Below are 18,249 nucleotides of genomic sequence, written 5' to 3' on the forward strand. Positions count from 1 at the left end.
CCCCAATCCTCGCACTACCACCGGAACGACGACGGCCCGTCCACCCAGCGGGCGGACGGGCCGTTGCGATCGGGTCGAGGTCAGCCGGCGATCATGCGGCCGGCGGACTTGAGGACCTCGCAGCCCTGGGCGACACGAGCGGCCATCGCCTGCTCGGCCACCTTGAGGTAGCTGCGGGGGTCGTAGGTCTTCTTGTTGCCGACCTCGCCGTCGATCTTGAGCACACCGTCGTAGTTCTTCATCATGTGGTCCGCGATGGGCCGGGTGAAGGCGTACTGCGTGTCGGTGTCGATGTTCATCTTGATCACGCCGTAGGAGACCGCCTCGTGGATCTCCTCCAGCAGCGAACCGGAACCACCGTGGAAGACCAGGTCGAACGGCTTCGAGCCGGCGGCCAGGCCCAGCTTCTCCGACACGACGTCCTGACCCTGCTTGAGGATCTCCGGGCGCAGCTTGACGTTGCCCGGCTTGTAGACGCCGTGCACGTTGCCGAAGGTCGCGGCCAGCAGGTAGCGGCCCTTCTCGCCGGTGCCGAGGGCCTCGACGGTCTTGATGTAGTCGCCCGGAGCCGTGTAGAGCTTCTCGTTGATGTCGTTGGCGACGCCGTCCTCCTCGCCGCCGACCACGCCGACCTCGAGTTCCAGGACGATCTTGGCCTTGGCGGACAGCTCCAGGAGCTCCTGCGCGATCTGCAGGTTCTCCTCGAGGTCGATCGCCGAGCCGTCCCACATGTGCGACTGGAACAGCGGGTTCTCGCCGCGGTCGACGCGCTCCTGGCTGATCTGGATCAGCGGCTTGACGAAGCCGTCGAGCTTGTCCTTCGGGCAGTGGTCGGTGTGCAGCGCGATGTTCACCGGGTACTTGGCGGCGACGACGTGCGCGTACTCGGCGAGCGCGGTGGCACCCGTGACCATGTCCTTGACCTTGGTGCCGGAGGCGAACTCGGCGCCGCCGGTCGACACCTGGATGATGCCGTCACTCTCGGCCTCGGCGAACCCGCGCAGCGCCGCGTTGAGCGTCTCCGACGAGGTCACGTTGATCGCTGGATAGGCGAACTCACCGGTCTTCGCCCGGTCCAGCATCTCCGTGTAGACCTCGGGGGTCGCGATGGGCATCGGTCATCCTCCTCAGATGGAGTTCGGTCGTCAGTGACACGAGATCGCGCAGCATCCTAGGAACCCCTGCGCGTCCTTGACGGCGCATCGGGGCAGGTACCACTCTTTCGCGCGTCACAGTGCCCCAGCGGTGTTGTTTTGAAAAGTTGGTGCAAGGATTCAGAAAAGGATCCTGTGCACATACTCACACGCCAGGGCACCTGCCGCCTACAGCCAGGCTCCGGTGACGACTTCCCACTGCCGGATGGTGGTCGAGGCGATGACCCCGGCCTCGGTGTACGGGTCGGCGGCCAGCAGGTCCTGCAGCTCCGCCTCGTCGGCGGTCTCGTAGATCAGCTGCGCGCCCTTGCCGTCGGTGTAGGGCCCACCGGCCAGCAGCTTGCCCTGCTCGGCCAGGCCTCGCGAGTACTCGCGGTGGTCCGGCCGGACCGCCAGCCGCTTCTCCTCGTCCGGGCCGTAGACCAGCTCGACAACGAACCTCGCCATGTCTTCCTCCATCGCGGCGAATTCAACGATCGCGTCGACGCTATCCGACAACCCGCCCCGCGAACCCGCCCTCGCCCGGTAAGTTCTTCGATCATGGGCGGTGATTCGGAAGGCATCGAGCGCAGCGTCGAGAAGACCTTCGGCACGCTGCGCAAGTTGGACGGCGTCCACCGGGAGACCCAGCAACCGCTGTCCCTGGAGGACATCTACAAGCAGCAGCGGATGCGCATGGTCCGGCTGGCGATCCTGCTGGTCGACGACATCAGCAGCGCCGAGGACGTGGTCCAGGAGGCCTTCACCGGGCTGTACCGGAACTGGTCGGGGCTGCGCGACGCCAACGCCGCCGTCGGCTACCTGCGGACCGCCGTGGTCAACGGGTCCCGGTCGATGCTGCGCCGCCGCAAGACCGCCCGCGAGTACCAGCCGCCGCACCAGGCCAACGCGCGTTCCGCCGAGTCGCTGGCGATGCTCACCGCCGAGCACCAGGCCGTGGTGGACGCGTTGAGCAAGCTGCCGCGCCGCCAGCGCGAGGTGCTGGTGCTGCGCTACTACGGCAACCTGTCGGAGGCCGAGATCGCCGAGGCCACCGGAGTCTCCAAGGGCACGGTGAAGTCGACGGCCAGCCGGGCGCTGGAAGCGCTGCAGAAGCACATCGGCGGCTGAGGTTCCCCCGAACGGCCTATATTCGAACCAATCGGACACGTTCGGCCACGACCGGGCGTACGGCTCGCGGCGAGCTGCAAAACACCGATTTTGGTGTAGACCACTGCTCGTGTTTGGCGGAGGATCGTTGTTGTGAACACTGCCGAACTGATCCTCACCGGAGCGCAGGTCGTGACCCCGGGCGGAGTCGCACGACCGGGTTGGGTGCGGGTGTCCGCGGGCAAGATCGCCGCCGTGGGCGACGGAGCCGTTCCCGCCGGCCCGGCGATCGAGCTGTCCGGGCGCTGGCTGGTCCCCGGTTTCGTCGACGTCCACTGCCACGGCGGTGGCGGCGGTGCGTTCACCTCCCTGGAACCCGAGCAGACGCAGACCGCGGTGGCCCACCACCGCGCGCACGGCACCACGACGATGCTGGCCAGCCTCGTGTCCGCGCCGATCCCGGAGCTGGTCAAGCAGATCGCCACGCTGACCGAGCTGACCGCGGACGGGCTGCTCGCCGGGATTCACCTGGAAGGACCGTTCCTCTCGCACGCCCGCTGCGGCGCGCACGCGCCCGAGGTGCTGCGCGCACCGGAGGCCGACGACGTGCGGCAGCTGCTCGAGGCCGGTCGCGGCGCGGTCCGGATGGTCACCCTGGCCCCGGAGCTGCCCGGCTCGCGAGGAGCGGTCCGGCAGCTGGTCGACGGCGGCGCCATCGCGGCCGTCGGGCACACCGACGCGAACGCCGAGCAGGTGCTCGCGGCCGTGGACGCCGGGGCGACCGTGGCGACGCACCTGTTCAACGGCATGCGTCCGCTGCACCACCGCGAGCCCGGACCGGTCGGCGCGCTGCTGGACGACGAGCGGGTCAGCGTCGAGCTGATCTGCGACCTGGTGCACCTGCACCCGACCATCGCCCGGCTGACCGCCACCCACGCGGGCATCGACCGGACGATGCTGGTCACCGACGCCATCAGCGCCACCGGTGCCGGCGACGGCACCTACGAGCTGGGCGCGCTGCCGGTGACCGTGGTCGACGGCGAGCCCCGGCTGTCCGACGGGTCGCTGGCCGGCAGCACGCTGACGATGGACGCCGCGTTCCGCAACCTGGTCCGCAGCTGCGGCCTGCCGGTGCCGGCAGCGGTCGCGGCGACCGCCACCATCCCGGCCCGGCGGCTCGGCCTGACCGACGTCGGCGAGATCCGGCCCGGCGCGGACGCCGACCTGGTGGTGCTCGGCGACGACCTGGACCTGCAGGGCGTCATGCGGCGCGGTCAGTGGCTCACCGAGCCCGCCTGAACTGCGGTTTCACCGATTCGCACCGAATCCGGTCACCGGCTGGTTAAGGTCGGGGCATGACCGGCCGGAACACCGAGGACGCGCTGTCCGCCGCGCTGCGCGCGCGAGCGGCGGGCCGCTCCGGTCCGCAGCAGCGCACGAGGCGTCCGGGCCCGCGCGGGCTGCTGCTCTTCGTGATCGTCCTGGGCGTGTTGTCCGGACTGCTCGCGGCGGGCGTCACAGTCCTTTACCCCATCGGGTGATCGAGGGTGTGCGCTGCGTCGATGTCCGGTTGGTCGCCCGACGGCCGAGCAGCGCGGCGTCACGGTACCGTTGGCAAGCGTGACGACCGAATTCGCCGCCGCGGCACAGCCCGCGCTCGCTCTGCTTCCGGATTGGCTGAATCCGGAGAACATCGTCTCTGGTCTGGGCCCGTTCGCGCTGATCGGCGTCTGCCTGATCATCTTCGCCGAATGCGGCCTGCTCATCGGTTTCTTCCTGCCGGGTGACTCGCTGCTGTTCGTAACCGGCCTGTTCGTCGCCACCGGTTCGATCGACACGCCGATCTGGCTGGTCTGCGTGCTGCTGGCGTTGTGCGCCTTCGTCGGCAACGTGACCGGCTACTGGATCGGGCGCAAGGTCGGCCCGGCGATGTTCAACAAGCCGGACTCCAAGCTGTTCAAGCGCGAGCACGTGGACAAGACGCACGCGTTCTTCGAGAAGTACGGCGCCCGCGCGATCATCCTGGCCCGCTTCGTGCCGATCGTCCGCACGTTCATCACGGCCGTGGCCGGCATCGGGCAGATGGACCAGAAGAAGTTCTTCAGCTACTCGGCCATCGGCGGTGTGGCCTGGATCCTGAGCATGACGCTGCTCGGGTTCTTCCTGGGCAACATCCCGTGGATCCGCAACAACATCGAGTCGATGGCCATCGTCATCGTCGTGATCTCGATCATCCCGATCATCATCGAGTACATCAAGGGACGCCGCGAGAAGGCCCGCGAAGCGGCCTGACGCAGTCCTCGGAGAGGAGCCGGCACCCAACTCGGGTGCCGGCTCTTCTCATGCGCGGGGGTGGTTCCGACCGAGAGATCGGGCATCGACTGGCCGGGATCTCACCAGGCCCGGCTGAGGTCGGCGTGCTGCTGGACCCAGGTGTGCATGACGACGCCCGCGGCGACGCCCGCGTTGATCGAGCGGGTGGAGCCGAACTGGGCGATGGAGACCACCAGGTCGGCCTCGCGGCGGGACTCCTCGTGCAGGCCGGGGCCCTCCTGGCCGAACAGCAGGACGCAGCGGCGCGGCAGCTCCGCGCGCTCCACCGGCACCGCGCCCGGCGTGTTGTCCACCGCCACGATCGCCAGGTCCTCGGCGCGCGCCCACTCGGTCAGCGACGCGACGTCCGGGTGGTGGTGGACGTGCTGGTACCGGTCGGTGACCATCGCGCCGCGCCGGTTCCAGCGGCGGCGGCCCACGATGTGCACCGCCCGCGCCAGGAACGCGTTGGCCGTGCGCACCACGGTGCCGATGTTGTGGTCGTGCTGGAAGTTCTCGATGGCCACGTGGAAGTCGTGCCGCCGCCGGTCGAGGTCGGCGATGATCGCCTCCCGCCGCCAGTAGCGGTAGTGGTCGACGACGTTGCGCCGGTCGCCGTGCTCCAGCAGCTCCGGGTCGTAGCGCTCGTCATCCGGCCGCGGCCCCTCCCAGGGGCCGACGCCGACGCTGGTGCCCCACTCGGTGGGCCCGACGTCCTCGCTCACGCCAGTCCGAGGTCGGCCAGCCCCAGCAGCGTGCGGTAGGGCAGTCCCGCCTCCTCGATGGCCTCGCGCGCGCCGGTGTCCCGGTCGACCACGGTCGCCACGCCGACCACCTCGGCACCCACCTCGCGCAGCGCCTCGACGGCGGTGAGCACGCTGCCGCCGGTGGTCGAGGTGTCCTCCACGGCCAGCACCCGCTTGCCGACGACGTCCGGGCCCTCGATCTGGCGCTGCATGCCGTGGGCCTTGGTGGACTTGCGCACCACGAAGCTGTCCAGCGCGGGACCGTCGGCGTGCATCATGGCGGCCGCGACCGGGTCGGCGCCCAGGGTCAGCCCGCCCACGGCGGTGAAGTTCCAGTCAGCGGTGATCTGCCGCAGCAGACTCCCGATCAGCGGGGCCGCCTGGTGCTGCAGGGTCGCCCGGCGCAGGTCCACGTAGTAGTCGGCCTCCTTGCCCGAGGACAACGTCACCTTGCCGTGCACCACCGCGAGCTCCTTGACCAGCCGGGCCAGTTCGGAGCGCTGCTTCTCGTTCACCACGAGGACTGAGGATAGTTCTCAGGTCCGGCCGGGAACGGTGCGGGTGACCACCATGCGCTGCAGCTTCTTCGGGATCAGCCGGCCGACGGCGACCAGCGCCTTGTACTGGGCGCCCGGGATGGACACGGCCTTGCCGACGCGCAGGTCCGCCAGCGACTCGTGCACGACCTGGTCGGCCTGCAGCCAGAACGCGCGCGGCAGCCTGCTCATCTCCAGGCCCGCGCGCTCGTGGAACTCGGTCTGGGTGAAGCCGGGGCACAGCGCCATGACCCGCACACCGGTGCCCGCCAACGACGTCGCCAGCCCCTCGGAGAAGGCGATCACGTAGGCCTTGGTGGCCGCGTAGGTGGAGCCGGAGACGGTGAAGAAGCCCGCCACGCTGCCGACGTTGATCACGTCGCCGCGCCCGCGCTCGCGCATCACGCGCACGGCCGCGTGGGTGAGCTCCAGCACCGCCGCGACGTTGACGTCCAGCTGGCGCTGCAGCACGTCGGCGGACAGGTCCCAGAAGGCACCGCCGGTGCCGAACCCGGCGTTGTTGACCAGCACGTCGACCGGCTTGGCGGGGTCGCCGACGCGCTCGGCGACCACGGCGCGCTGCGAAGCGTCGGACAGGTCGGCGGTCAGGACCTCGACCCGCACGCTGTGCCTGGTCTGCAACCGGTCGGCGAGCTCTTCGAGCCGCTCGGTGTCGCGCGCGACCAGGACCATGTCGTGGCCTTCAGCGGCCAGCCGACGGGCGTAGGCGCGGCCGATCCCCGCAGTGGCTCCGGTGACGAGTGCGGTAGGCATATCCCGAACCTACCCGTCTCGTAATGAAGGCGGTGTTCTGGCCGCTCTGCTCGGCGGGACCTACTGGATGTGCTCGGAGTGCTCTTCGGCTTCGGCTTCGGCCGGGGTGCTGTTGGGGTCGCTGTCGAACGGGTCGACCAGGTCGGCGAGGTCCCCGAGGTCGCGCAGCAGGCGCTCCAGACGCGCCGGGTCGGCGTCGGCCGGGTGCATCGCGGCCAGCACCCAGTCGTTCTCCAGCCACACCACGGTGACGTCCTGGCCGATCTCCTCGGTGGCGTCCACCAGGTCCTCGGTCACCAGCGGGCGGGCTGCGGCGACCTCGGTGACGAAGGCGTAGCGCGAGCCGACCGGGCCCAGCAGGTCCAGGCCGGAGTCTTGCGGCACCGGCACGTCCGGCAACCACAGCTCGATGGTGGCCGGGGCGGTGCGGCGGCAGCGGATGCCGACCAGGACGGCGACGTTCTTGTTCCCGGCCTCCAGGTCCAGCACGTAGACCTGGCGGCGGCCGTCGGCGGTGAACGTCGAGCCCGCCACCACGTCGGTCGCGGTCGTCGCGCCGTACTGGGCGAGCACGCCGCGCTCCCACCGGCTCGGCAGGACGCGGTCGACCTCGGCGAACTGCCAACCGCGCAGCGCCGCCCAGCGACGCCGCTCCCGGTTGTTGGAGGTGCGCTGCGATCGGTCGGAGATCAGCAGCGCGACGCCGGCGACGATCGCGACGACGGCGACGAGGAACCAGAGCCACGCAGGTATGCCCACACCGGGCAGGGTAGTCCGAACATCGCAGATCTCGAAGATCACCTGGGCATCAAAGTTCGAACCGCTCGTTCGGTTGACCTTGACGTGCGAAAACCCGATCCAGGCACGTGTCCGGCCCTCAGCTGGCGCGGTTGTCGCACAGGGCGCGCCACTCGGCCGTGTCGGGAGCGGGGCCGCGCAGGGCTGAACCTTCCGAGCGCAGGCCCTCCAGGACCAGGCCGAGGTAGCGGGCGCGGAGTTCGGCGCGGCGCGACTCGCTGGTCGGCAGCGCCGGGTTGAGGTGCTTGAACAGCAGCAGGACGTCGGTCCAGTCGATGTCGGCGCGCAGCTCACCGGCGAGCTTGGCGTCCTCCACCAGCGCCTCGATCACCTCGGCGACCTGCTGCTGCAGGTTGCGGAACTCGGCCGAGAACGCGTGCTGCTCCGCCAGCTGCGGAAGCACCGTGCCGATGCCCGAGCCCTCGCGCAGGCAGCGGTGCATGAACCGGCTCAGCGCCCGCCACGGATCGGACTCCTCGGCGCGCGCCGCCTCCGCCTCGGCGATGACCAAGCGGAACGCCGCGATGCGCACCTGCTCGACGAGCTCGGTCTTGCTCGGGTACCGCCGGTAGATGCTGGCCACCCCGACCCCGGCGCGCTTGGCGACCTCCGACATCGGGGCGGCCATGCCGAGCTCGGCGAAGACCTCCCGGGCCGCGCGGATGACGGCGTCGTCGTGCCGTGCGGTCGCTGCTGTGGGCATGGACACAGCGTACGCCCGCGCGGAATGGTTCGTTCCGCTAAGAGGTTGTCGTTGCCGGATCTCCATCGGCACCGACCAGAGGAAGCGCATGACCACCGAACTGGTACGACCCCGCGTCCAGCGCGAGCGCGGGCTGTCGCGTTCCGGCTCGTTCTGGTTCATCGGCGGGATCTACGCCCTGTTCCTGATGGCCTCGACCGCCCCGTCCCCGATGTACTCGCTCTACCAGCAGCGGTGGGGCTTCACCAACACCGTGCTGACCGAGGTGTTCGCCTCCTACTCGGTGGCGATCCTGGTGGCCCTCCTGCTGTGCGGGTCGCTGTCGGACCACATCGGACGTCGGCCGGTGCTGGTCGGCGCGCTGGTGCTGGAGATCGCCGCCGTGCTGGTGCTGGCGCTGGCCTCCGGCGTCGGTTGGCTGTTCGCCGGCCGCGTGCTTCAAGGTCTGGCCACCGGTGCGGCGACGAGCGCGATCAGCGGTGCGCTGCTGGACTTCCAGCGGCCCGGGTCGAGCCAGGGTTCGCTGGTCAACGGGGTCGCCGCGGCCCTGGGCATGGCGGGCGGTTCGCTGCTGGCGGGCGCCCTGGTGCAGTTCCTGCCCGGCCCGACGGTGACCACCTACCTGCTGCTCGCGGCGGGTTTCGCGGCCGCGATCCCGGTCGTGCTGGCGATGCCCGAGCCGGTGGCGCAGATCAGCCCGCTGCGCGAGGCGCTGCGTCCCCGGCGACCGGTGGTGCCTGCCGGGCAGGGCGGCCGGTTCGCGCTGATGTCGACGATGGTGCTGGCCTCGTGGACCGTCGGCGGGATGTTCATGTCGCTGGCCCCGTCGGTGGTCAAGGGCATGGTGCACAGCTACCCGAACTTGATCAGCGGCCTGCCGGTGGCGGTGCTGGCCGGGCTCGGCGGGCTCACCCAGCTGCTGCTGGCCTCCTGGGCCGCGGCCCGGGCGGTGCGCGTCGGCGCGGTGCTGATGATCCTCGCGCTGGCCGGGGTCGCGGCAGCGGAGGTCTCGGCCGACGCCGCGGCGTTCTTCGCGGCCGCGGCGTTGCTCGGCATCGGGTGGGGCCTGATGTTCATGGGCGCCTTCCGGATGCTCACCGGCCTGGCCGCCCCGCACCAGCGCGCGGGCACGGCCGCGATGATCTACGTCGTCGCCTACCTCTCGGCCACCGTCCCGAGCGTCACGCTCGGCTACATCAGCACGCTCACCGACCTCAGCACGGCCACCCTCGTCTTCACGGCGGCCGCCGCCCTCTTCGCCGCGATCGCCTCCCTGTCCACCTACCGCCGCTGAGCCCCGGACGCGGGCAGGATTCGAATTTCGCGCGAAGTTCGACTCGGATCTTTCCGGCTCGAACTTCGCGCGAAATTCGAACTGCTCACCCGGCCGTGGTCACTCGGAGGCGACGACGGTGAGGGCTTCGTTGTCGTCGGTGACGTCGATGAGGACCTTGTCGCCTTCGCGGATGTCGCCGGCGAGGAGCTTGCGGGCGAGCTGGTCGCCGATGGCCGTCTGCACCAGGCGGCGCAGCGGCCGGGCACCGTAGACCGGGTCGAAACCGTTGAGCGCCAACCAGTCCCGGGCCGACGGCTGCACGTCGAGGGTGAGCCGCCGCTGCGCGAGCCGCTTGGCCAGCCGGTCCACCTGGATGTCCACGATGGACGTGAGCTCCTCGGTGTTGAGCTGGTGGAACACCACGACGTCGTCGAGCCGGTTGAGGAACTCGGGCTTGAAGTGCCCGCGCACCACCGACATCACGGCCTCGTCCCGGTCCCGCTCGCTGAGGTTCGGGTCGGCGATGGCCTGCGAGCCCAGGTTCGACGTCAGCACCAGGATGGTGTTGCGGAAGTCGACCGTGCGGCCCTGCCCGTCGGTGAGCCGCCCGTCGTCGAGCACCTGCAGCAGCACGTCGAAGACGTCGGAGTGGGCCTTCTCGACCTCGTCGAACAGCACCACCGAGTAGGGCCTGCGGCGCACCGACTCGGTGAGCTGACCGCCCTGTTCGTGGCCGACGTAGCCGGGCGGGGCGCCGACCAGGCGTGCCACCGAGTGCTTCTCGGAGTACTCGCTCATGTCGATGCGGATCATCGACCGCTCGTCGTCGAACAGGAACCCGGCCAGCGCCTTGGCCAGCTCGGTCTTGCCGACACCGGTCGGGCCCAAGAACAGGAACGACCCGGTGGGGCGGTCGGGGTCCGCCACGCCCGCGCGGGTGCGCCGGACGGCGTCGGAGACCGCGCGCACCGCCTCGTCCTGACCGACGACGTGCGCGGCGAGGGCGTCCTCCATGCGCAGCAGCTTGGCGGTCTCGCCCTCCATCAGGCGGCCCGCCGGGATGCCGGTCCAGGCGCTGACCACGTCGGCGACGTCGTCGGCGGTGACCTCCTCCTGCAGCATCGCCTTGCGCTCGGACTGCGCGTGGGTCGCCGTTTCGAGCTCCTTCTCCAGCGCGGGTATCCGTCCGTAGCGGAGCTCAGCGGCCTTGCCGAGGTCGCCGTCGCGCTCGGCGCGCTCGGACTCGCCGCGCAGCTGCTCCAGCTGGGTCTTGAGGTCGCGGACCTTGTCGATGGACTCCTTCTCCTGCTGCCAGCGCGCGGTGAGCTCGGAGAGCTTCTCGCGCCGGTCGGCGAGTTCGGCGCGCAGCGCGGCGAGCCGCTCGACCGAGGCCGGGTCGGATTCCTTGGCCAGCGCCATCTCCTCGATCTCCAGGCGGCGCACGGCGCGCTCGACCTCGTCGATCTCCACCGGCCGCGAGTCGATCTCCATGCGCAGCCGGGACGCGGCCTCGTCGACCAGGTCGATGGCCTTGTCCGGCAGGAACCGGGCGGTGATGTAGCGGTCGGACAGGGTCGCGGCGGCGACCAGGGCGCCGTCGGTGATCCGGACGCCGTGGTGGACCTCGTAGCGCTCCTTGAGCCCGCGCAGGATCGCCACCGCGTCCTCCGGGCTGGGTTCGCCGACGAGGACCTGCTGGAAGCGGCGTTCCAGGGCGGCGTCGGTCTCGATGTGCTCGCGGTACTCGTCGAGCGTGGTGGCGCCGACCATGCGCAGCTCTCCGCGCGCCAGCATCGGCTTGATCATGTTGCCCGCGTCCATCGCGCCCTCGCCGGAGGCCCCGGCGCCGACGATGGTGTGCAGCTCGTCGATGAAGGTGATCACCTGGCCGGCCGATTCGGTGATCTCCTTGAGCACGGCCTTGAGCCGCTCCTCGAACTCGCCCCGGTACTTGGCCCCGGCCACCATCGAGCCGAGGTCGAGCGCGACGACGCGCTTGCCGCGCAGCGATTCGGGCACGTCACCGGCGACGATGCGCTGGGCGAGGCCTTCGACGATGGCGGTCTTGCCGACGCCGGGTTCGCCGATGAGCACCGGGTTGTTCTTGGTCCGCCGGGACAGCACCTGCACGACGCGGCGGATCTCGGCGTCGCGGCCGATCACCGGGTCGAGCTCGCCCGCACGGGCGCGTTCGGTGAGGTCCTGGCCGTACTTCTGCAGCGCCTGGTAGGTGCCTTCGGGATCGGGGCTGGTCACCCGCGCCGAGCCGCGCACATCGGCGAAGGCCTCGCGCAGCGCGTCGGGGGTGGCGCCGTGCTTGCGCAGCAGGTCGGCGACGCGGCCGCCCTCGGCGGCCAGCCCGACCAGCAGGTGCTCGGTGGAGACGTACTCGTCCCCCATCTCGGTGGCGAGCCGCTGCGCGCGGGTGAGCACCTTGACGCCCTCACCGGACAGCTGCGGCGCGCCGACCGTGCTGCCGGTGGCTGCGGGCAGCGAGTTCATCAGGGATTCGAGTTCGCGGCGCACGTCGGCGACCTCGGCCCCGACCGCGGACAGCAGCGGCGCGGTCAGGCCGTCCCCCTGCGCGAGCAGGGCCCCGAGCAGGTGCGCGGGACCGACGTCCGGGTTGCCCGCCATCGTGGCGGCCTGGACCGCGGAGGAGATCGCCTGCTGGGTCTTGGTCGTCGGGTTGAACGCGTCCATTCCTCACCTCGTGCCGGTTCGTGCCTGGTCATCCCGCCGATCGGCGCCAGAGTCCACACGTCCAACATAACAAAAGTTGAGCGTGCTGCGCTCAAGGCAGCGTCACGACGATTTTTCCGTTTTCACAATGAGTAAATTTGAGGTCTGACCATTCGGGCGAACTTTCTGCAGATTGTTACGCACAGTGCTTGTGTTCAGGGGTTATGCCCGCTTTGCTCATGCGACATGAGACACACCTTGGAGACCGCCCCGCCGGACGGTGAACTCGTCCTCGCGACGGACGCCGGCCCACTCGCCGGTATCGAGGACACCATCAACAACGTCTTCACGCCGATCTCGGAGGCCTTCTCCGGGTTCGTGTTCGGTGAGATCACCGTCTTCGGCGTGACCTTCCCGTGGATCGTGGCCTGGCTGGTGATCGCCGCGACGGTGTTCACCCTGGTCTTCGGCTTCGTGCAGGTCCGCAACTTCAAGCTCGCGGTCGATCTGGTGCGCGGCAAGTACACCAGCTCCGACGAACCGGGCGAGATCAACCACTTCCAAGCACTGGCCTCGGCGCTGTCGGGGACCGTCGGCCTGGGCAACATCGCCGGTGTCGGTGTCGCGGTCACCGTCGGCGGCGCGGGCGCCACCTTCTGGATGATCCTCTGCGGCCTGCTCGGCATGGCCACCAAGTTCGTCGAGTGCACCCTCGGCGTGAAGTACCGCGAGATCGACGCGAACGGCAACGTGCACGGCGGCCCGATGCACTACCTGCGCAAGGGCCTCGCCGAGCGGATCCCGAACGCCTTCGGCCGCAGCCTCGGCAAGGTGCTCGCCGTGCTGGCCGCGATCATGATCCTGCTGTTCGGCGTCGGCGGCGGCAACATGTTCCAGGCCAACCAGACCTTCGCCCAGGTCCGCGACGTGACCGGCGGCGAGGAGGGCCTGCTCGGCTCCGACGGCGCCGCGCTGATCTTCGGCATCGTCCTGGCGATCGTCGTCGGCTCGGTGGTGGTCGGCGGGATCAAGTCCATCGGCGCGGTGACCAGCAAGCTCGTTCCGGCGATGGCGATCATCTACGTCCTGGCCTCGCTGACGGTCATCGGCGTCAACATCACCGCTGTGCCGGACGCGGTCGTCACGATCGTCCAGGGCGCGTTCACCCCGGAGGCCGGTTTCGGCGGTCTCATCGGCGTGCTGATCGTCGGCTTCCAGCGCGCGGCGTTCTCCAACGAGGCCGGCTTGGGCTCGGCCCCGATCGCGCACTCCGCCGTCCGGACCCAGCACCCCGCGACCGAGGGCCTCGTGGCGCTGCTGGAGCCGTTCATCGACACCGTCATCATCTGCACGATGACCGCGCTGACCATCGTCATCGCGCAGCCGCAGCTGTGGATCGAGGGGCAGAAGGCGGTGCTGGCCGGCGGTGAGGAGCCGGACGGCGTCACGGTGACCTCCGAGGCCTTCGCCAGCGTCCTGCCCTGGTTCCCGTACGTGCTGACCGTGGCGGTCGTGCTCTTCGCCGTCTCCACGATCATCACCTGGGGCTACTACGGCCAGCGGGCGTGGCTGTTCCTGTTCGGCAACAACTCGGTGAGCCGCAACATCTACAACGTGGTGTTCTGCCTGTTCGTGATCGTCGGTTCGGTGCTGAGCCTGAGCAGCGTCATGGACTTCACCGACGCGGTGCTGTTCCTGCTGGCCCTGTTCAACATCATCGGGCTCTACATCATGATCCCGGTGGTCAAGAAGGAGCTGGCCGACTACAAGGCCAAGATCCGCTCCGGCGAGGTCCACAAGATCGACAAGAAGACCAGCGTCTGATCCCAGGACCGAGGCCCGACCCGGATTACCGCCGTAATCAGGTCACCGATTACGGCGGTAATCGGGCCACGGATTACGGCGGTAATCGGGTCACCGGGACCACCTCCGTGATCCACGGCCCCGGATTACCGCCGTATTCCGGTCACGGATTACGGCGGTAATCCGGGTTGAGACGTGAAGAAGCCGTGCGCACCCCCGACGTGCGCACGGCTTCTCCTTCTGCGGAGCGGTCGAGCCAGCCACAGCAGACCGCTCCTGGCCTGCTACCCCTCTTCGTGCACCGCCTGGACGTCGATCTGCACGCGCAGGGTGGTGCCGACGGCGGCGATGCCGGAGGCCAGCGACTGGCTGAAGCGGACCGCGAAGTCGTCGCGGCGCAGCTGCGTGACCGCCGAGGCCGAGGCGCGGGTGCCGCCCCACTGGTCGGGGCCGACGCCGTCGAAGCGGGTGTCGAGCAGGACCGGCTTGCTCACCCCGAGCATGGTCAGCTCGCCCTCGATGTCCCACTTGTCGCCGCCGCGCGGGCGCAACCCGGTGGAGCGGAAGCTGATCTCCGGGTACTGGGCGACGTTGAGGAAGTCCTCGGCGCGCAGGTGCTCGTCGCGCATCTTGTTGCCGGTGTCGATGGTATCGGCCTTGATCCGGGCCTCGACCAGCGACTTCTCGATCGGGGTGCCGATGCGCACCTCGCCGGAGAACTCGTTGAACCGGCCGTGGATGCTGCTCAGGCCCAGGTGCTTGGCGGTGACCTGGATGGAGGAGTGCACCGGGTCGATCCGCCACAGCCCCGGGGCGGGCAGGTCAGCGCCGCCGATGCGGCGGACCTCCACGTCGCCGAGCGTGGCGGTGGCGCCCTCGTGCACCGGGGTCGTGCGCGCGACGGGCTCGTGGCCGATCGCGGTGACGATCGCGGTGTAGGCGCCCGCCGCGAGCCCGGTGATCAGCACCGATCCCTGCGCATCGCCCTGAGCTCGTGCGACCTGCGTGCCGCTCCCGTCGATGACGGTGAGCACCGCCTCCGGCACCGGCCACCCGTCGCTGCCGCGCACCGACGCGGTCACCGCTCCGGGACCCCGGGCGGCACCGGTCTGGCCGTTGTCCGCCGCGGCCTGCGGTTGGCCGAGATCCATCTGAAAACACTCCTTTGAAGCAGAGCTCGATCATGATCTTGCTCGGTGGGCGGGCCCGACGTCCAGCCGTTCCCGCCCGCCGCAGCACGACCGTGATCTGCGAGTGGTCTGGTGCGACCGGTCAGCCTTCGGGGTAGCCCAGGTCGACGTCGTGCGACGACTCCTGGCCCGTCAGCCGCAGCGAGCTGGCCACCGGGGGGTACCCGCTGGCGATGACCGTGTACTCGCCGTCGGGCAGGTCGGTGAAGTGGTAGTTGCCGTCGATGTCGGTGGTGCCCGCGGCGACCACCGCGCCCGAACCGTCGAGCAACGTCACCCGCGCGTCCGGCACCGGCACCCCGAGGTTGGCCGAGCGGATCACGCCGTGCAGCTGCGCGCCGGTCTGCAGCGCGACGTCGAGCCGCACCCGCTCCCCGTCGGTGACCACGATCGGGTGCGCCACCGGGCGGTAGCCGTCGGCCGTGACGGTCAGCGCGTAGGAACCGCCGACGAGGTCGGCGAAGCCGTAGTCGCCGTCGGCGTCGGTGGCGCTGGTGGCCACCACCTCGCCGCGCACGTCGGTGAGCACCACCATCGCGCCGGGGACGCCGACCCCGCCGACGTGCACCAGGCCGCTGAGCTCACCGGCGCCGAGCAGCTGCACGTCGTGCCGGACCGGGCGGTCGGAGACGACCACCATCGAGGCGGTCGGCTGGTAGCTGCCGCCGGAGGCGATCAGCACGTAGGTGCCGTCGTTGTCGACGTCGAAGTGGAACTGGCCGTCGTTGTCGGTGCGGGCCCGCTCCACCTGGCGCCCGTTGGCGTCGGTGAGGGTGAGCACCACGCCGGAGACCGGGGTCCCGATCGAGTCGTGGACGACGCCGTGCACGGAGCGGCGCTGCGGCTCGTGGCCGTCGATGAACCGGCCGGTCAGCGCCGCGCCGTTGGAGGCGAACGACGGGATCGACGGCTCGGTCCACGGGCTGGCCTGCTCGGAGTTCACGCGCGTGCCGTTGTTCCTGCCGTTGTCCGTGCCCTCTTCGTGTGCGGCCACTGAAGCCGTCTCCATTTCCTCGTTGCTTTCGATCGTGGTCCGCAACGGCTTCTCGCGGATGAACAGCACCGCGAGGCAGGTGACCACGGAGATGCACGCCGAGATGAGGAAGATGTCGCCGATGGCATCGCCGTAGGCCGCGCGGACGATGGTCTGGATCGGCCCGGGCAGGTGTCCCACGTCCAGCGATCCGGTACCGCCGCCGGAGGCCGCGGCCTGGGCCGCGCCGGGGATCTTCGCCAGGCCTTCCATGATGTAGTCCTGCACGCGGGTGGCCAGCACCGCGCCTAGCACCGACACGCCAGCCGAACCTCCCAGGGTGCGGAAGAAGGTGACGACGGAGGTCGTCGAGCCCATGTCCTTGGCGCTGGTGGCGTTCTGCACCGCCAGCACCAGGTTTTGCATGAGCATGCCCACTCCGGTGCCCATCAGGAAGAGGTAGACACCCATCAGCACGAGGTTCGTTTCGTGATCGACGGTGCTCAGTAGCCCCATCGCAATGATCATCACGATCGAGCCGACGATCAGGAACGGTTTGGTCTTGCCGGTGACCCGGGAGATGACCTGACCGCTGACCGTGGAGGAGATGAACAGCCCGCCGACCATCGGCAGCGTCATCAGGCCCGCGATGGTGGGGCTGAAGCTGCGCGCGATCTGGAAGTACTGGCCCAGGAACACCGCGCCGCCGAACATCGCGGTGCCGACCGCGACGGTGCCGAGCGTGGCCATCGTGACGGTGGGGTTGCGGAACATCCGCAGCGGCACGATCGGTTCGCTGTGCTTGGACTCGATGATCACGGCGATGATCAGCGCGAGCAGCCCGCCGCCGACGAAGTAGCCGGTCTCCGGGGAGAGCCAGTCGAAGTTCTTGCCGGCCAGCGAGACCCAGATCAGCAGCAGCGAGACACCGCCGACCAGGAACAGCGCGCCGAACCAGTCGATCTTGACCTCGCGCTTGATCACCGGCAGCTTGAGCACCCGGCCGAGCACGATGAAGGCGATGACGGCGATCGGCACGGTGACCCAGAAGCACCAGCGCCAGCCCAGCCACGGGGTGTCGACGATGACGCCGCCGACCAGCGGACCGCTGACGGTGGCCACCGCGAAGGTGGCGCCGATGTAGCCGCTGTAGCGACCGCGGTCGCGCGGCGGGACCATCGCGGCGATCACGACCTGGATCAGCGCCTGCAGACCGCCCATGCCGATGCCCTGCAGGGCGCGGAAACCGATCAGGGTCTCCATCGACTGCGCGAACCCGCCGGCCACCGAGCCGACGGTGAAGATGGTGATGGCGATCTGGTACAGCAGCTTCTTGCTGAACAGGTCGGAGAGCTTGCCCCACAGCGGCGTGGAGGCGGTGGAGGTCAGCAGCATCGCCGTGACGACCCAGGTGTACTGGCCCTGGGTGCCGTTCAGGTCGGCGATGATCCTCGGCAGCGCGTTCGACACGATGGTCGAGCTGAGGATGGCGACCAACAGCGCCAACATCAGGCCGGACATGGCCTCCAGGATCTGGCGGTGCGACATCGCCGATTCCTGGGTCGACTCGTGCGGCGCGCTCGGTTGAGCCGACACCCTCGGCGCCGTCTCCGTCGAGCTGGTCATCGAGTTCCTTCCCTCATCCCGGAGTCCGAGAGATCTCCGTTTTCGATCGTGTGGCGGCGGATGTCCGACATCGCGTCGCCCAGCAACCGGGCAAGTTCGCGGACCCTGGAGTCGTCCCAGTCGACCAGCGCTTCGCTGATCCACTCCTGCTTCTTGCGCTCGAGGTCGGTGACGACCTGCTCGCCGTCGGCGGTGGCCCGCAGCAGCGAGACCCGCTTGTCGGCGGGGTCGGGGCGGCGCGTGATCAGCCCGGCCTGTTCGAGCTGGTTCACCTGCCGGCTCACCACGGACGCATCGACGATGCGGTGGTGAGCGAGGTCGGAGACCCGGCATTCGCCGCGGTGCACGAGCTCGGTGAGCAGTCCCGCCGCCGCGTAGGGCACCTGGTCGGAGAGCTGCAACCCCCGTTGCATCACGACCTGTTTGAGGCCCATCAAGGCGCGGAGTGGGCGGAGCAGCTCACCGCAGGTCTCTGGTGTCGGTCCCATGTGAGCCCATCCTTTTAGTTGCTGAAGACAACAATAGGACCACTTGGTTGCAGCACGCAACTTAAATGAGGGTGACTCGCACCACCGACCGATTTGGC

The 18,249-nt window shown here is 69.6% G+C and carries 17 protein-coding genes; 6 read left to right on the top strand and 11 right to left on the bottom strand.

Going from position 1 to position 18,249, the window contains the following annotated elements; all coding sequences use genetic code 11:
- Positions 1 to 80: 80 nt before the first annotated feature.
- Both fbaA and R4I43_RS27285 read right to left on the bottom strand, forming a co-directional pair.
- Complete coding sequence (gene fbaA, locus R4I43_RS27280; RefSeq protein WP_324268555.1) at positions 81 to 1,115, bottom strand: class II fructose-bisphosphate aldolase; 1,035 nt, start codon at positions 1,113 to 1,115, stop codon at positions 81 to 83.
- Positions 1,116 to 1,322: 207 nt separating this feature from the next.
- The gene (locus R4I43_RS27285) at positions 1,323 to 1,601 is read right to left on the bottom strand and encodes a YciI family protein (protein WP_324268556.1); all 279 of its coding nucleotides are present in this window, start codon (positions 1,599 to 1,601) and stop codon (positions 1,323 to 1,325) included.
- A gap of 93 nt (positions 1,602 to 1,694) precedes the next feature.
- On the opposite strand from R4I43_RS27285, the gene R4I43_RS27290 reads away from it, so the two are divergent.
- The 4 genes from R4I43_RS27290 (at position 1,695) to R4I43_RS27305 (ending at position 4,535) form a co-directional block, all read left to right on the top strand.
- Positions 1,695 to 2,264: a SigE family RNA polymerase sigma factor gene (locus tag R4I43_RS27290; protein WP_324268557.1), complete on the top strand. Its 570-nt coding sequence runs from the start codon at positions 1,695 to 1,697 to the stop codon at positions 2,262 to 2,264.
- Between the two features lie 123 nt (positions 2,265 to 2,387).
- Positions 2,388 to 3,542, top strand: coding sequence for an N-acetylglucosamine-6-phosphate deacetylase (gene nagA, locus R4I43_RS27295; protein WP_324268628.1), 1,155 nt, complete (start codon positions 2,388 to 2,390; stop codon positions 3,540 to 3,542).
- A gap of 56 nt (positions 3,543 to 3,598) precedes the next feature.
- The gene (locus R4I43_RS27300) at positions 3,599 to 3,784 is read left to right on the top strand and encodes a hypothetical protein (protein ID WP_324268558.1); all 186 of its coding nucleotides are present in this window, start codon (positions 3,599 to 3,601) and stop codon (positions 3,782 to 3,784) included.
- Between the two features lie 79 nt (positions 3,785 to 3,863).
- Positions 3,864 to 4,535: a DedA family protein gene (locus tag R4I43_RS27305; protein WP_324268559.1), complete on the top strand. Its 672-nt coding sequence runs from the start codon at positions 3,864 to 3,866 to the stop codon at positions 4,533 to 4,535.
- A gap of 101 nt (positions 4,536 to 4,636) precedes the next feature.
- Here the strand turns inward: R4I43_RS27305 and R4I43_RS27310 are convergent, their stop codons facing one another.
- From R4I43_RS27310 to R4I43_RS27330, 5 genes are all read right to left on the bottom strand, one after another.
- The gene (locus R4I43_RS27310) at positions 4,637 to 5,281 is read right to left on the bottom strand and encodes a TrmH family RNA methyltransferase (RefSeq protein WP_324268560.1); all 645 of its coding nucleotides are present in this window, start codon (positions 5,279 to 5,281) and stop codon (positions 4,637 to 4,639) included.
- On the bottom strand, positions 5,278 to 5,820 hold the full coding sequence (pyrE, locus tag R4I43_RS27315) for an orotate phosphoribosyltransferase (protein ID WP_324268561.1): 543 nt from the start codon (positions 5,818 to 5,820) through the stop codon (positions 5,278 to 5,280). Before pyrE ends, R4I43_RS27310 begins: the two co-directional genes overlap by 4 nt.
- A gap of 18 nt (positions 5,821 to 5,838) precedes the next feature.
- Positions 5,839 to 6,612, bottom strand: a complete 774-nt coding sequence (locus R4I43_RS27320) for an SDR family NAD(P)-dependent oxidoreductase (RefSeq protein WP_324268562.1) — start codon at positions 6,610 to 6,612, stop codon at positions 5,839 to 5,841.
- Positions 6,613 to 6,672: 60 nt separating this feature from the next.
- Positions 6,673 to 7,371 carry a type III secretion system chaperone family protein gene (locus R4I43_RS27325; RefSeq protein ID WP_324268563.1) on the bottom strand — a complete coding sequence of 233 codons (699 nt, stop codon included), beginning with the start codon at positions 7,369 to 7,371 and terminating at the stop codon, positions 6,673 to 6,675.
- 118 nt (positions 7,372 to 7,489) lie between these two features.
- Complete coding sequence (locus R4I43_RS27330) at positions 7,490 to 8,113, bottom strand: TetR/AcrR family transcriptional regulator (protein ID WP_324268564.1); 624 nt, start codon at positions 8,111 to 8,113, stop codon at positions 7,490 to 7,492.
- An 88-nt stretch (positions 8,114 to 8,201) separates the two neighbouring features.
- On the opposite strand from R4I43_RS27330, the gene R4I43_RS27335 reads away from it, so the two are divergent.
- The gene (locus tag R4I43_RS27335) at positions 8,202 to 9,407 is read left to right on the top strand and encodes an MFS transporter (RefSeq protein ID WP_324268565.1); all 1,206 of its coding nucleotides are present in this window, start codon (positions 8,202 to 8,204) and stop codon (positions 9,405 to 9,407) included.
- Positions 9,408 to 9,506: 99 nt separating this feature from the next.
- Here the strand turns inward: R4I43_RS27335 and clpB are convergent, their stop codons facing one another.
- Positions 9,507 to 12,092, bottom strand: coding sequence for an ATP-dependent chaperone ClpB (clpB, locus tag R4I43_RS27340; RefSeq protein ID WP_324268566.1), 2,586 nt, complete (start codon positions 12,090 to 12,092; stop codon positions 9,507 to 9,509).
- Between the two features lie 225 nt (positions 12,093 to 12,317).
- On the opposite strand from clpB, the gene R4I43_RS27345 reads away from it, so the two are divergent.
- A complete protein-coding gene (locus tag R4I43_RS27345; RefSeq protein ID WP_324268567.1) occupies positions 12,318 to 13,895 on the top strand; it encodes an alanine/glycine:cation symporter family protein in 1,578 nt (525 codons plus the stop codon).
- Between the two features lie 263 nt (positions 13,896 to 14,158).
- Here the strand turns inward: R4I43_RS27345 and R4I43_RS27350 are convergent, their stop codons facing one another.
- The 3 genes from R4I43_RS27350 to R4I43_RS27360 all read right to left on the bottom strand — a co-directional run bounded on the left by R4I43_RS27350 (position 14,159) and on the right by R4I43_RS27360 (position 18,151).
- Positions 14,159 to 15,025, bottom strand: coding sequence for a YceI family protein (locus R4I43_RS27350; protein ID WP_324268568.1), 867 nt, complete (start codon positions 15,023 to 15,025; stop codon positions 14,159 to 14,161).
- Between the two features lie 121 nt (positions 15,026 to 15,146).
- On the bottom strand, positions 15,147 to 17,663 hold the full coding sequence (locus R4I43_RS27355) for an MFS transporter (protein WP_407691322.1): 2,517 nt from the start codon (positions 17,661 to 17,663) through the stop codon (positions 15,147 to 15,149).
- A complete protein-coding gene (locus R4I43_RS27360; protein WP_324268569.1) occupies positions 17,660 to 18,151 on the bottom strand; it encodes a MarR family winged helix-turn-helix transcriptional regulator in 492 nt (163 codons plus the stop codon). Before R4I43_RS27360 ends, R4I43_RS27355 begins: the two co-directional genes overlap by 4 nt.
- Between the last annotated feature and the right edge of the window lie 98 nt (positions 18,152 to 18,249).

The organism is Saccharopolyspora mangrovi (genome assembly GCF_035320975.1).
GTDB lineage: Bacteria > Actinomycetota > Actinomycetes > Mycobacteriales > Pseudonocardiaceae > Saccharopolyspora > Saccharopolyspora mangrovi.